12 protein-coding genes are annotated in these 12,532 nt (G+C 38.7%); 2 read left to right on the top strand and 10 right to left on the bottom strand.

Annotated features, from left to right (window positions below):
* Positions 1–64: 64 nt before the first annotated feature.
* From M5A78_RS14095 to M5A78_RS14085, 3 genes are all read right to left on the bottom strand, one after another.
* Positions 65–1,681 (bottom strand): acyl-CoA dehydrogenase family protein, encoded by a 1,617-nt coding sequence (locus M5A78_RS14095; RefSeq protein ID WP_248735913.1) that lies wholly within the window; start codon positions 1,679–1,681, stop codon positions 65–67.
* Positions 1,682–2,153: 472 nt separating this feature from the next.
* Positions 2,154–2,918: a MerR family transcriptional regulator gene (locus M5A78_RS14090; protein WP_248735912.1), complete on the bottom strand. Its 765-nt coding sequence runs from the start codon at positions 2,916–2,918 to the stop codon at positions 2,154–2,156.
* Positions 2,919–3,067: 149 nt separating this feature from the next.
* Positions 3,068–3,691: a GyrI-like domain-containing protein gene (locus M5A78_RS14085; protein WP_248735911.1), complete on the bottom strand. Its 624-nt coding sequence runs from the start codon at positions 3,689–3,691 to the stop codon at positions 3,068–3,070.
* A gap of 214 nt (positions 3,692–3,905) precedes the next feature.
* Here M5A78_RS14085 and M5A78_RS14080 point away from each other — a divergent pair, with 214 nt between their 5' ends.
* Complete coding sequence (locus tag M5A78_RS14080; protein ID WP_406603701.1) at positions 3,906–5,066, top strand: GIY-YIG nuclease family protein; 1,161 nt, start codon at positions 3,906–3,908, stop codon at positions 5,064–5,066.
* 298 nt (positions 5,067–5,364) lie between these two features.
* Complete coding sequence (locus tag M5A78_RS14075) at positions 5,365–6,855, top strand: peptide MFS transporter (protein WP_248735909.1); 1,491 nt, start codon at positions 5,365–5,367, stop codon at positions 6,853–6,855.
* Between the two features lie 138 nt (positions 6,856–6,993).
* On the opposite strand, the gene M5A78_RS14070 is transcribed toward M5A78_RS14075, so the two are convergent.
* The 7 genes from M5A78_RS14070 to M5A78_RS14040 form a co-directional block, all read right to left on the bottom strand.
* A complete protein-coding gene (locus M5A78_RS14070) occupies positions 6,994–7,317 on the bottom strand; it encodes a nitrous oxide-stimulated promoter family protein (RefSeq protein WP_248735908.1) in 324 nt (107 codons plus the stop codon).
* A 164-nt stretch (positions 7,318–7,481) separates the two neighbouring features.
* Positions 7,482–8,393: a Gfo/Idh/MocA family protein gene (locus M5A78_RS14065; protein ID WP_248735907.1), complete on the bottom strand. Its 912-nt coding sequence runs from the start codon at positions 8,391–8,393 to the stop codon at positions 7,482–7,484.
* 647 nt (positions 8,394–9,040) lie between these two features.
* Positions 9,041–10,228, bottom strand: coding sequence for an NAD(P)/FAD-dependent oxidoreductase (locus M5A78_RS14060; protein WP_248735906.1), 1,188 nt, complete (start codon positions 10,226–10,228; stop codon positions 9,041–9,043).
* Between the two features lie 222 nt (positions 10,229–10,450).
* A complete protein-coding gene (locus M5A78_RS14055; protein ID WP_248735905.1) occupies positions 10,451–10,681 on the bottom strand; it encodes a hypothetical protein in 231 nt (76 codons plus the stop codon).
* A 157-nt stretch (positions 10,682–10,838) separates the two neighbouring features.
* The gene (locus tag M5A78_RS14050; RefSeq protein WP_248735904.1) at positions 10,839–11,219 is read right to left on the bottom strand and encodes a Rid family detoxifying hydrolase; all 381 of its coding nucleotides are present in this window, start codon (positions 11,217–11,219) and stop codon (positions 10,839–10,841) included.
* An 85-nt stretch (positions 11,220–11,304) separates the two neighbouring features.
* Complete coding sequence (locus M5A78_RS14045) at positions 11,305–12,120, bottom strand: MBL fold metallo-hydrolase (RefSeq protein WP_248735903.1); 816 nt, start codon at positions 12,118–12,120, stop codon at positions 11,305–11,307.
* 164 nt (positions 12,121–12,284) lie between these two features.
* Positions 12,285–12,440: a hypothetical protein gene (locus M5A78_RS14040; RefSeq protein ID WP_248735902.1), complete on the bottom strand. Its 156-nt coding sequence runs from the start codon at positions 12,438–12,440 to the stop codon at positions 12,285–12,287.
* Between the last annotated feature and the right edge of the window lie 92 nt (positions 12,441–12,532).

Raw genomic sequence — 12,532 nt, 5'->3', positions numbered from 1 at the left:
AAAATTCCTGACGCCCTTAACATGAACGCGAAGGGTGTCAGGCACCAACACAAGTTTTTTCTATTTATTGGTTTATTTCTGCTACTGCGATTTGCTGATATGTTTTAAAGAAGGAATCACAAAAAGCGTCCCATTCGGCAGCTGCTTCGATTGATGCTTCATTTACTTCGCCAAGAACTGGTCTCTGCAGTAAATCTTCTAGTTGCTCAGAAAATTGCTTTATTTGTTCCTGAGGTGAGCCACCCAAGACACTACTGACAAATTCTACTGGAGAATACCAGTCAGCCACTCTTTGAAGATCACGATAAATTTGGGTTAACAGCAGGTTCCGCGGGCCTTCCCATTGTTCGTTAACAACAACATCACGGAAGATTCGCGGAAGAGAAGAAAACTCCTCCATCACCCCGTGTCCTGCAAACATCGAAATCGCCTCACGTAATATTTCAGCTCCCTCATTGGTGGCGCATATTTTTTGTAATAACACAAGCTCCCTTAAATTAAACAACTGTTTCCGAACTTCTAAAGGCTGCTCTGATTTAATTCCCGGATTGAGCGGTTTCTCCAATCGTAAAAATAAATCGTAAATTTTAAAGGCACCTGCTGTTGTCCGCTCTGCTGCATTTTGGATGCGTTTCAGCTTACTTGCGGCCAGAGGATATTCGCTCACTTTCTTTCCAAATACAGTCCGAAAATCGCTGTAAAGCCTCGCTTCTCGTGCTGCTCGCAGCATAAAGCCAGAGCAGGCAATTCCGATTTCCAGGCGCGATAAGGTAAGGACAATACCAACAGCGACGGCTATCCCTTTATCCTTTGGACCAATTGGGTAGGCAAGTGCTCCGTTATATTGAATTTCAGCTGTTGGCAGCTCGGCAGTACCAAGCTTCCATTTAATCCGATTAATTTGGTAGCCATTTCGTTTTTCCTTCTCTTTATCACCCGGCAGCCAGGCAGGAACAATAAAGGTGGACACTTTGTTTGTTCCTGAAATTTTCGCCGTTACGACGGAATAATCCGCATGTGCCGCAGAACAGAAAAACTTATTCCCATAAAGGCGAAAGGCTTTCTCATATGGAACCGCTTCCAATAGATTCGCCGGCAAATCAGAGCCACCTTGAATTTCAGACATAAACTGAGCGCCAATGGCAAATTCTCCGTCTATTCCCTCTTTTGTATGTTGTAAGATGTCATAAAGTTCAGGGATTTCATCATTTGGAAATTGATCGAGGAGAGCAATTAATCCATGGGTACATGTTAAAGGACATGTTACTCCGCCCTCACCAATTTGATGGGTTAACATTCGTTTGACAAAGCTTTCCCAAGGGGCCATTTTGCTAGAAAAAAGTCCCTCCCCGAATACTTCTCCTTCTAACTGATGTACCTCCATTGGCCGGACAATTCGATCTATCCTGTGATTGAAGGCATCAAAGTGGAGCATATAGGGCCGGACTTCCGGCCTGGCAATCCGTTCTGCCAACTGGTTCCATTTTGCCGATACTATTGGTGAAAAGGATAGAATTTTTTCATGTATTTGTTCATACTGAGAGCCGGTAAATTTCTTCACTGCTTTTTGCAAAAACGGTTCATTCTTGTACCAATCTAGCCTGTCCCGTTTTGCCAGGAATTCATCAAAGGAATAGGTATTTTCCCCCTTAGTTTCTGTTACCTGAGAAGCTATGTTCATGAAATAATCACTCCTTTTTAAATTTAATAATTCCTAATTTTCAGTATAATTATAAATGGAATATTACGGAATAACAATCAATTAACTTAATTGTCACAAGGAGTAAATTTACATTAAAAACTATCATGAGCCTCAACTCCCAAACCTACGATGGAAATAAATTTAGAGAACAAGCCGTAGTCACCTAATAAAGGCGGTGAGAGCAGAGCTAGACTTCACATCTTTCTTCTAGTGAAATGGGTATTTTACTTTAACTGGTTAAAGTGATTCATTTTTGCGGCGCTCCGCCCCTTTTCCACAGAAAAACCCCTGTTAGACTGACTGCAGCCTAATTACAGGGGTTGGAGGAAAAAGGGTGGAGCACCGCAAAAACGGTTTAGAATTTCCAATCTGATTGAACTTTTCTTCTGTTTTCGGTCGTCATATCAAATGATTTTACCTCAATAAAAGCAACAATTTCTTAAAAAAGAGCCTATTTTTTTAAACCAGTATATATTTGAATCGCATCTCTTAAGAATTCTGCCGTACCTGGCTGCTCTTTATCATAGTAAGCTGTGAATCTTTCATCATCGACATACATTTGCGCAAGACTAGCATGAGCTTCCTTACTGTATTCGGGCCAATAATTGGTTAACCATTGCTTATGAAGGTCAGCGGCTTTTTGTGCTAATTCACCTACAGGATCAACCGTTTTAAAGGCTTCTGCTAAGGTTAGTTTTAATTGTACCTCCAAAGCCGTCACTTCATTATATTGCTCTTGCGTCATATTTTTGAGTTTGGCATTTGATTTATTAACCGTATCATTGCCATACTTTTCACGGATTTCTTTTCCATACTTTTTCTCATTATCATCAATCATTTTTTTCTTAAAGCCTTCAAACTTTTCTTTATTTGACATGTTCATTCTCCCTTCTGTTAACGCAATTGTTTTATCCACATTGGCAATTAATAATTCTAGCTGCTCTTTTTTTTCAAGGAGTTTTTCGCGATGTTCTCTAAGTGCGGCAGCACCGTCGAAGGAAGGGGCAGTGACAATATCCTTTATGCTTTCTAAACTTACACCTAATTCACGGTAAAAAAGGATTTGCTGTAGCCTGTCAACCTCCTTCTGCCCGTAGATGCGGTATCCTGACGAATTGATTCTTGCCGGCTTAAGAATACCAATTTCATCATAATACCGAAGTGTTCTGGTGCTCACTCCTGCTAAACTACCTAGCTTTTGCACTGTATATTCCATCCATTCACCTCCTTAAAACTTACGATACACCTTTACGCAACGTCAATGTCAATCACTATTATGCCTATTTTTTCAAAACACAAGCATAAAAGTGCCTGACACCACAAATATCCATTTGCAGTGTCAGGCACCATTTCTGATTTTGAATTTTATCGTTTTTGAACAGAGAATCTTAAAACTGTCTTTAGCTTTGCTGCCTCTGTCTTTCGGGGATCGGATAGGTAGATTTCACGATGAGTTTTGCTAGTCCGATTATATCCGTTTATTTCACAAAAGGACTTCATCTTCGCAAAACTTTCTGATTCTCCATCAAAACTCCCTAGGTGCAGCATTTGGCAACATAACCCATCTGTTAATTCATTAAAGCTAACCTTTTCGAGTAAGGGGTTTGGCTTTTTCTTTTTCGTCAGCTCTAAAAATTTCGCAAATAATTCATCTGTTAGAAAGTTGGGCTGTCGAATCATAATGGTGTATTGGTAATTCTCCTTATCACTGGTAGGTTTTGACTTATCAATTAAGTCCCAAACTCCCTCGAGCGGAAACACTGTATATTCATAGTATCCATCAGGGACAAACTTACTTTTATAGGACATTTTCACCGCATAACTCAAACTGTATAAAGCTCCAGTAGCCTCAGCAAACGCTTCCCCATTTGGATCTCCTTTACCACTAATCATTAAATATGGCATCTTCGGCACATCAATAATAGCAGGTGTCGTTTTTGGAAGATAAATGTGTTTATAAGTTTTCTTATAATCTACTTTTTCGCCCATAGTAAATTCTCCTTTTTTTGGATATACAATTATCATATCACATATGACTTGATGCCAATACGACTATTATTTTGTCTATCTCCCTAATCTGCACCAATAATGAATACCCGATTATACTTCTTTTTATCTAATTCGATTTAAAAACATTGTTTAGCAGATTCCATACTTGTGGTAAAATGATAGCGATTTAAAGTATGGGAAGGGAAGAATTCCTATGAATTTAAAAGACAAGGTAAAAAATCTCCCCTCATCCCCAGGAGTTTATCTAATGAAAGATTCTTCTGCAAGAATCATTTATGTGGGGAAAGCCAAAAATCTAAAAAACAGAGTTCGTTCCTACTTTCAAAACTCAAACGCACATTCAGAGAAGATTAAAAAGCTTAAAGCCAACATAAAGGATTTTGAATTAATTCTCACCGATACTGAATTTGAAGCCTTTTTACTGGAATGTAAATTAATACAGAAAATAAAACCATTATTTAATAAAAAAATGAAAAATCCACAATCGTACACTTATATCCTAATTCATAAGGATGATAACAATCGTAGATTAGAAATGACCAATAGTCCTGAAAAGGACGGCTATCTTTCTTTCGGTCCGTTTACCAGTAAACATACAGTGGAAAAAGCCATTCAAGGCATCAAAGAATTCTATAAAATAAACTGCAGCAGCCCTAGTAATAAGAACACACCATGTTTAAACTATTCTTTAGGATTGTGTATCGGTACGTGCACCGGTTCTCCCAGTGCTGTGACAGAGTACAATACTATAATAAACAAAATCATCGCTTTATTAACAGGCACTAACACGAGCATACTTGTAGAAATGAAGCAAACAATGGCACTTGCTGCTGAGAATTTTGATTTTGAAACTGCAGCAAAGTATAGAGATTTTCTCGATGCGATAAACTTCCTTATCAAAAAAGAGCAAATTATTGAATTCACTGAAGCCAATAAAAATATTGCCGTCCTTGAACCGTTAACTGGCGACTCGATTAAACTATTTCTGATTAAAGGGAATCAAGTTCTATTTAGCAAAAAATATCAATTAGCAGGCACAAATTTAGAACAACTGGTTGAGATGATAAAAATGAATACGTTCACCTATTTTTCGAACGAGGCACATCCCACATCCTTTGAAGTTAGAAAGGATGAAGTAGATGAAGCGCAGATTATCTACAGCTATTTAAAAAGCAGCAATTGCTGTTATAAGATTATTCCTAAAAAATGGTTTAAGACGGACACCAATCCTAAACTAGCTGAAGCCTTGGGAGATACTTTAGTTAAGATGATAGCCAAATCGAAAGTATCGGTAGCAAATAAATCCACTCCAAGAGAGTTTAATAGTGACCTATTAAATAGTTTCCTATACTAAGCCCTTAATTGTTTATTGACAATGAGGGCTTTTATGCGTTTATTAACGGTGGAGCGCGAAGCTTCTTTTCTCCTCATCACTTATTCCACTTTTTAATGAGTTTATCCATTAAGAATGAAAAATTCACTCAAATCCGAATTTATTTACTATTTCAAAAAAACTTTTTTCTATATTTAAAATTCTTCATAATACAGTTATATCAAGTATTCCAATACTTTATCGCCTATTTTCCTAAAAATTGTTTTTGACAAGCTAAAACTTCAAAAAGTATTATAGTATAATAAAAGGAGGTTGTAACATGTCAAATTTGAATAGACAGAAAATTGTGGATAGTGTGCCTCAGAGCGGGTTCTTCGGACACCCTAAGGGATTATTTACACTTTTCTTTACGGAGTTTTGGGAACGCTTTTCATATTATGGAATGAGGGCTATCCTCGTATTCTATATGTACTACGAAGTCTCCAAAGGTGGATTGGGTCTTGATAAAACCCTTGCACTGTCTATCATGTCCATTTACGGATCACTTGTTTATATGTCCGGAATTATTGGCGGCTGGTTAGCTGACCGAATGTTCGGTACTTCAAAATCAGTGTTTTACGGTGGAGTATTGATTATGTTTGGTCACATTGTTCTAGCTATTCCTGGAAGTGTAACCATGTTCTTCGTATCCATGGTATTGATTGTCCTTGGTACAGGATTGCTTAAGCCAAACGTTTCTACTGTTGTCGGTGAAATGTACAGTGAAGAAGACAATCGTCGTGATGCTGGTTTTACCATTTTTGTTATGGGTATAAACATGGGAGCATTTCTCTCTCCACTAATTATTGGAGGAGTAATGGACTATAGCTTCCACTTAGGTTTTGGTATTGCCGCTGTCGGTATGTTTTTTGGACTATTAGTTTTTAATTTTACAAAAAAGAAAAACCTTGGCATTGCTGGTACAATGGTATCAAATCCAATGTCACCAACTGAAAAGAAAAAAATCTTTACTATTTTTGGCATAATCGCAGTAATTCTTGCTGTTTTATGTGGTGTTTTAATCCCAAGGGGACTGCTAACGTTTAAAGGCTTCATCAATCTAGTGACAATTCTTGGTGTTTTGATTCCGACTTTATATTTTGTTGTCATGTACCGCAGCCCTAAAACAACAGCTGTAGAACGTTCACGTATCATAGCTTATATTCCGCTATTTATTGCATCGGTTATGTTTTGGTCTATTCAAGAGCAAGGCTCAAGCATACTTGCCAATTATGCAGATGAACGTACGCAATTAAACTTTGCAGGAATTCATATTTCGCCAGCATGGTTTCAATCATTAAACCCATTATTTATTATTATTTTTGCACCTATATTTGCTTGGATGTGGGTAAAGTTAGGGAAACGTCAGCCAACGATCCCGCAAAAGTTTTCGTTCGCACTGCTTTTCTCAGGGGTATCATTCCTAGTAATTCTAATGCCAGCTTACTTTGGCGGTTCAGATGCTTTGGTGAATCCTTTATGGCTTGTCTTAAGTTATTTAATTTGTGTATTTGGTGAATTATGCTTATCGCCTGTAGGATTATCAGCTACTACTAAGTTAGCACCTGCAGCCTTCTCAGCACAAACGATGAGCTTATGGTTCTTATCAAATGCTGCAGCACAAGCACTCAATGCGCAAGTCGTTAGATTTTACTCAGTTGAAAACGAAATGATCTACTTTGGTGTCATCGGTGGAGTTTCAATCGTACTCGGTATTATTCTTTTCATGTTTGCACCGAAAATTCAGGGCTTCATGAAAGGCGTTCGCTAAGAAAATTATTCAGGGTGTCTGCCTCCAATCAAGAGGCACGACACCTTTTTTCATATCTACAAATCAACTGACCTCGTTAGAATTTAAGGACCTCTCTTGATTGGTTTTTGACAGCCTGCAGAAATCCCCTCCTTGCCTTCACCTATTTAACAGATGTTTAACAGAATAAATCGGATGATACAATAGCATCCATGGGCCAGTATGGCGCATTACGGTCTTCATCTTTTGACGAAAAATAGGTTTATAGCAATGGACTTTGCAGTTGGAGCAGGCACTTTTTTCTTCACCAAACCGGCAGAGGGAAAGGCGCAATAAAGCATAGTCCTTTAAATCCTGGCATTCCTTGCAAAGCTCATCATGATGATGCTTCTTTCGACAATATAACCGAATCATTTCGTTGACAATTTCTCTTTCCTTTTGAATATTCGGACCATTGTTCGGTTCTTTAGGTAGTTTTTTCATGGTAATAACTCCCCTTAAACTGGATTGAAACAACTAATTATCTAATTTGACCATAGCATAAGATTCTTCCTTGTTCCGGAGGAATCTTAACAAATTCCCGACAAATAACTAAAAATCCCATTCCGTATTCAAAGGTATTTTACATTGAATGCCTAAAGACATGGTTAGTGCTTTTCAGCTAATTTCATGATGATCTTTTCACATATTTCATGTGTCTCCAGCGCGTCCCAAGCTGAAATCATTGGCAAGGAATTAGTGTGAACAGCATGAATGAAATCCCCGACCATTTGCTCAAAGCCACGTTTCATTAAGGTTGGTTCCCAATCACCACTCCTGATCTCGATATTTTCCATATCTTTTGATATCAACAGATGCGAGACATTAGAAACGGTTCTTTTCTCCAAAGGGCCCATGACTTGGACAACTTCCTCGTTCGTCCCATTATCTCGATTCATTATCCCGATGGCTGTCGCACCTTGAGCGATAAACTGAATGACAACGTGATAAAGTGTATCTCCCTCCATCCGCCCGTTCACGAGGAGTTTCTCAATCGGGTGCGGATATAAATATCTCATCGTATCAACAACATGAATGAAATCATCAAAAATAAAGGTTCTTGGCTCGCCCGGAAGACCTTTGCGGTTTTTCTGGACGATAACCATATTTGGCTTGGCGACTTCCTTCAATTTTCGGTAGGAAGGTGCGTATCTGCGATTAAAACCTGTCATGAGAATTAGACCTTTCTCATCCGCAAGCTCTACAAGTCTTTTCGCTCCCTTATAATTGTCTGTGATTGGCTTATCGACAAACACATGAATACCGCGGATAAGCAGCCACTGAACAATTTCCTCATGGGAAGATGTCGAAGAATGGACGAAAGCACCAACAATGCCGCTGCTGACTAATGACTCAAGCTCAGCATGAAGATGGTCAAAACGATATTTCGCACCAATAGATCTTAGCTTTTCTTGATTTCTTGTATAAAAATGAAATTCAACATCCTTCATAGTACTGTAGACCGGCAGATAGGCCTTTTGCGCAATATCACCAAGCCCGATGACTCCAATTTTTATCAATTAAATAACCCCCAGTTTATGTTCCAAATACTATCCTCTCTTACCTTATACCCTTGTACCATGTTGAAACAATAATTAAATCACTATTTTATCAATTGCAGTTTGTATTTTATAAATAAAGAAAACTCGCCGATTGGCGAGTCTCATAAGGCGAAGACAGAGGCGTAGTCGTAGGATCCACCTACTTCGGCTTTTGCTCTCTTTTTTCGGGCGAATACCTACGTAGAGCACTTCTACTTCGGCTTTTGCTCTCTTTTTTCGGGCGAATACCTACGTAGAGCACTTCTACTTCGGCTTTTGCCCTTTTTTTTCGGGCGAATACCTACGTAGAGCACTTCTACTTCGGCTTTGGCTCTCTTTTTTCGGCCGATTACCTACGTAGAGCCCTTCTACTTCGGCTTTGGCTCTCTTTTTTCGGGCGAATACCTACGTAGAGTGCTTCTACATCGGCTTTTGCTCTTTTTTTCGGCCGATTACCTACGTAGAGCACTCCTACTTCGGCTTTTGCTCTCTTTTTTCGGGCGAATACCTACGTAGAGCACTTCTACTTCGGCTTTTGCTCTTTTTTTTCGGGCGAATACCTACGTAGAGCCCTTCTACTTCGGCTTTTGCTCTCTTTTTTCGGATTTTTAAAAGAAGGGTTTATCTCAGTGTTTCCACTGTTTCCTGACTAACGGAATTCCGCCTAACATGAAATAATAGCGCATCTCAATTACCCATTTCATAAAGGCGGCGAACCGGCCGTTGATGTGATGGTCATACACGATCCCCGATGCTTTCCCTTTTCCTAATGACATGACGGTGCCTCTATAAATATAGTGAAATGGCTTTACAGGTTGTGCATATATTTTCATCGCAATATTATAGGCACAATACTGTCCTTGTTGAATGGCGATCTGCGCTGTTGGTGGGTAGGGCTCTCCCTTATCATTGAAACTTACCGAGGCGTCCCCTAATACATAGACATCTTGGAAGCCTGGCACTTCACAATACTCGTTAAGCCTCACTCGTCCATCCATCAATTCAAAGCCGAATCCCTCAAATAACGGATTCCCCTTGATTCCACCTGCCCAGATTATTGTCGTTGTTGGAATTTCCCTGCCGTCCTGTAAAATAACCTTATCCTTCTCAACTTTTGTTACCGGAACACCAATGATAAATTCGCAGGACATTTTATTCAATGAATTTACCGCGTCTGCCACTATTAGATCAGGATAACCATGCAAAATTTCTTGGTTAGGCTCTACGACAATCATGTGTACGTTTTCCGGGTTCACTGTATACTGCTCGCAAAGCGCAGGGATGCTGTTCTTAAGTTCATGGATAAATTCCATTCCAGTAAATCCTGTTCCACCAATAACCAAATTCAACTCGCCAATAGGATTTTGACTATATTGCTGAAATTGTTCTTCAATATGCTTTCGTAATCGGTACGTCCCTTCCCAATCGAACAAAAAGAAGCCATGTTCCTTTAATCCAGAAATATTAAAGGTTTTGGGAGTACCACCAATGGCTGCAACAACATAATCAAATTTTAATGAGTGATTTTTACACTCGACCCTTTTCCGTTCTAAATCCAGCTTTTTTACTTCATCCTGTATGAACGTTACTCTCTCGGCATCGATTAATTCTGTGATAGGCAATAAAATCGATTCATGGCTAATCGTTCCCGCTCCTGCCTCATGAACCTTGGTAGTAATGTAGTGATAATCATGGTTGCTGACCAAAAAGATTTCGACTCGGGAAGGATGAACCTTCTTCTGCAAGGTCACGGCTGTCATTAATCCCGCATATCCACCGCCTAAGATAACTACTTTCTTTTTATCAAGTTCCATAGTTTGCTCACTCCTTCACAATCATTGTTATCTTTATTATAGGCAAGAAGAATCCATTTTAGCAATAGATAAAGAGCAGATATTAAGAAGATTTACAAAAGTGTCAAATTTCACACACCACCTATCCTTACTTAGTAATGCCGATATGCTCAATTAGGTTTAAAACCTTCATTTCCTAAACATAAAAAGCTGCGGTATCACCTGAATCCACACAGCTTCCATCTACTTCTCTTTATTTTCATTCATCTCATCTATCAATTGTTTCGTTCGTTTAGCATTTCCTTCGGCAAAGTTTTCGAGACGTTTCTTCAGTTCATCATCATCGTGAATCCGTTCGGCGGTTATCAGATATGTTCGCATTAAGTCTTCTTCCATTTCAATTGAACTTTCAAGAATTTCTTCAAGGTTTTCCTTTGCTTCTTTCTGCTTTCCGTTAAACACATCAAAATTCATCGGTAAGACCACCTTTTTTCCCCTTATGGTTCTCCAGTCCAGTCAAGGATATCCCCAGGACTTGAATAAATTAGCGAAAAAAAACTTCTAATTAAGAGTTTCAGTACAGCAGCCTCCATAGATTAACCATGGAGGCTGCTGTAGATACCTTTAAATTTTATGGCCTTTTGGCAATCATTTCGATTTCTACCTCTGCGCCAAGTGGAAGTGCCAAAACTGCCACTGTCGTCCTGGCAGGAAATGGTTTAGAAAATTGGGTTTCATATACTTCATTCATCGCAGAAAAATTATTCATATCTGTTAGATATACATTTACCTTAACAACATCATCATGGTTAAGGTTTGCTGACTCCAATACTTCAAATAAATTAGCAAAACATTGCTGCGTTTGCGCTTTAATATCACCTTTCATTATTTCCCCTGAAGCCCCGTTTATCGGTGTTTGACCAGATAAATAAACTAGTTTTCCAGCATCTACTGCATGTGAATATGGCCCAGCAGCTTTTATTCCCTTTGCATCATAAGCGTTTCTTGCCATTATATATCCCCCTTTTAATTTCTACACTATCTATTTTAAATCTTAGGGTAGTGGTTCCTGACACACCTCTTAATTCAGAGTCAATTTAGTTAACGTGCGTTTTTTCTATAGAGGAAATAATGGAAAAAATGATATGCAAGGAGTCCCATTCCCCTCCGGAAAAAGCAATAATTGGGTACTTTTTCGGAAAAAGCTTTTGATTGATTTCGGCAATTGTGAGTCCGTCTTTGTGCAGATTTTTCACTTCCCCGTAAAGATTGTCAAGATAATCCAACTTTTGCTTCATCATCCCTTTTCCATTCTGTATGTACCCAGCATGACAGCAAAACATCGACTCAAAATCGTAAGAGAGCAGGGTTCGAATAGACTCCATAATAACTGGAATCGATTCACTTTCCATGATTACCTTTGTCTTCGTAGAAACAAACAAATCACCGGAAAATAGCCTACCTGTGTCTTCATGAAGTAAAGAGACATGGTCATGGGCATGGCCGGGTGTATAAATCACAGTCCATTCTTGTCTTCGAGATTGAATCATATCTCCAAGCGGCATTGCTTGGAATTCTTTGCGCACTCCCCAGGTAATCTGCCGATACTTTGGATACGGACTAGACTGTGTACAAATATCTATTCCCTCTGGATGAACATAAATGGGAACATTTCTGTTTGCTTGTATCCATGGAGCATTTCCGCTATGGTCCTCATGACTATGTGTTAATGTAACCAAGTCAAACGAATTATTCTTATAAAAAGAAATAAAATCATCTTCAAGAGATTGTGGTCCTGTATCGATTAACATCCCATCTACCAAAAAAGAATAAACCGTACCTACTTTCAGGCCAGACCTTACAACATTCCCCTCAACACAAATAACATCTTCAGTCATATGCAAATGAATCATGGATTTCGATTACACCCCTTTCACCGTTTTACAAATGCAATTACTTCAATCCTTTTTAACTTTTTGAATTTTCACAACTCTTTAAATAAATGTATAGTAAAATGAATGAATAATCAATCATTTCTAATGGTTCCTAGTCAATCCTGAAGATTAATAGAAGATGCCTAAGCCCTTTTCAGGAAATAGAAAAAGGCAACGCCAGTTAGTTGCCTTCTATTAAAATCAGTTTGCTGCTTCATTTCATCCATTGCAGCAGATGTAAGTTTCCCTACTACATGCTTTATTGCAGTAGTAGCTACTTCTTTTACATTCAATTTCACAAAACCATATACTATACCATCAGTTCAAATATTGCCTTTTAAAAATATCTATGAAAATACTGGATTTGTAAAAATCATGGGAATAGGCTACT

Source organism: Neobacillus rhizosphaerae, assembly GCF_937468385.1.
Classification (GTDB): domain Bacteria; phylum Bacillota; class Bacilli; order Bacillales; family Cytobacillaceae; genus Neobacillus; species Neobacillus rhizosphaerae.
This window is presented reverse-complemented; position numbering and strand designations above follow the sequence as displayed.

Excerpts from the sequence above, each read along its gene's own strand:
- M5A78_RS14095 (WP_248735913.1), bottom strand. The coding sequence starts at position 1,681 with ATGAACATAGCTTCTCAGGTAACAGAAACTAAGGGGGAAAATACCTAT.
- M5A78_RS14090 (WP_248735912.1), bottom strand. The coding sequence starts at position 2,918 with ATGGAATATACAGTGCAAAAGCTAGGTAGTTTAGCAGGAGTGAGCACC.
- M5A78_RS14085 (WP_248735911.1), bottom strand. The coding sequence starts at position 3,691 with ATGGGCGAAAAAGTAGATTATAAGAAAACTTATAAACACATTTATCTT.
- M5A78_RS14080 (WP_406603701.1), top strand. The coding sequence starts at position 3,906 with ATGAATTTAAAAGACAAGGTAAAAAATCTCCCCTCATCCCCAGGAGTT.
- M5A78_RS14075 (WP_248735909.1), top strand. The coding sequence starts at position 5,365 with ATGTCAAATTTGAATAGACAGAAAATTGTGGATAGTGTGCCTCAGAGC.
- M5A78_RS14070 (WP_248735908.1), bottom strand. The coding sequence starts at position 7,317 with ATGAAAAAACTACCTAAAGAACCGAACAATGGTCCGAATATTCAAAAG.
- M5A78_RS14060 (WP_248735906.1), bottom strand. The coding sequence starts at position 10,228 with ATGGAACTTGATAAAAAGAAAGTAGTTATCTTAGGCGGTGGATATGCG.
- M5A78_RS14055 (WP_248735905.1), bottom strand. The coding sequence starts at position 10,681 with ATGAATTTTGATGTGTTTAACGGAAAGCAGAAAGAAGCAAAGGAAAAC.
- M5A78_RS14050 (WP_248735904.1), bottom strand. The coding sequence starts at position 11,219 with ATGGCAAGAAACGCTTATGATGCAAAGGGAATAAAAGCTGCTGGGCCA.
- M5A78_RS14045 (WP_248735903.1), bottom strand. The coding sequence starts at position 12,120 with ATGATTCATTTGCATATGACTGAAGATGTTATTTGTGTTGAGGGGAAT.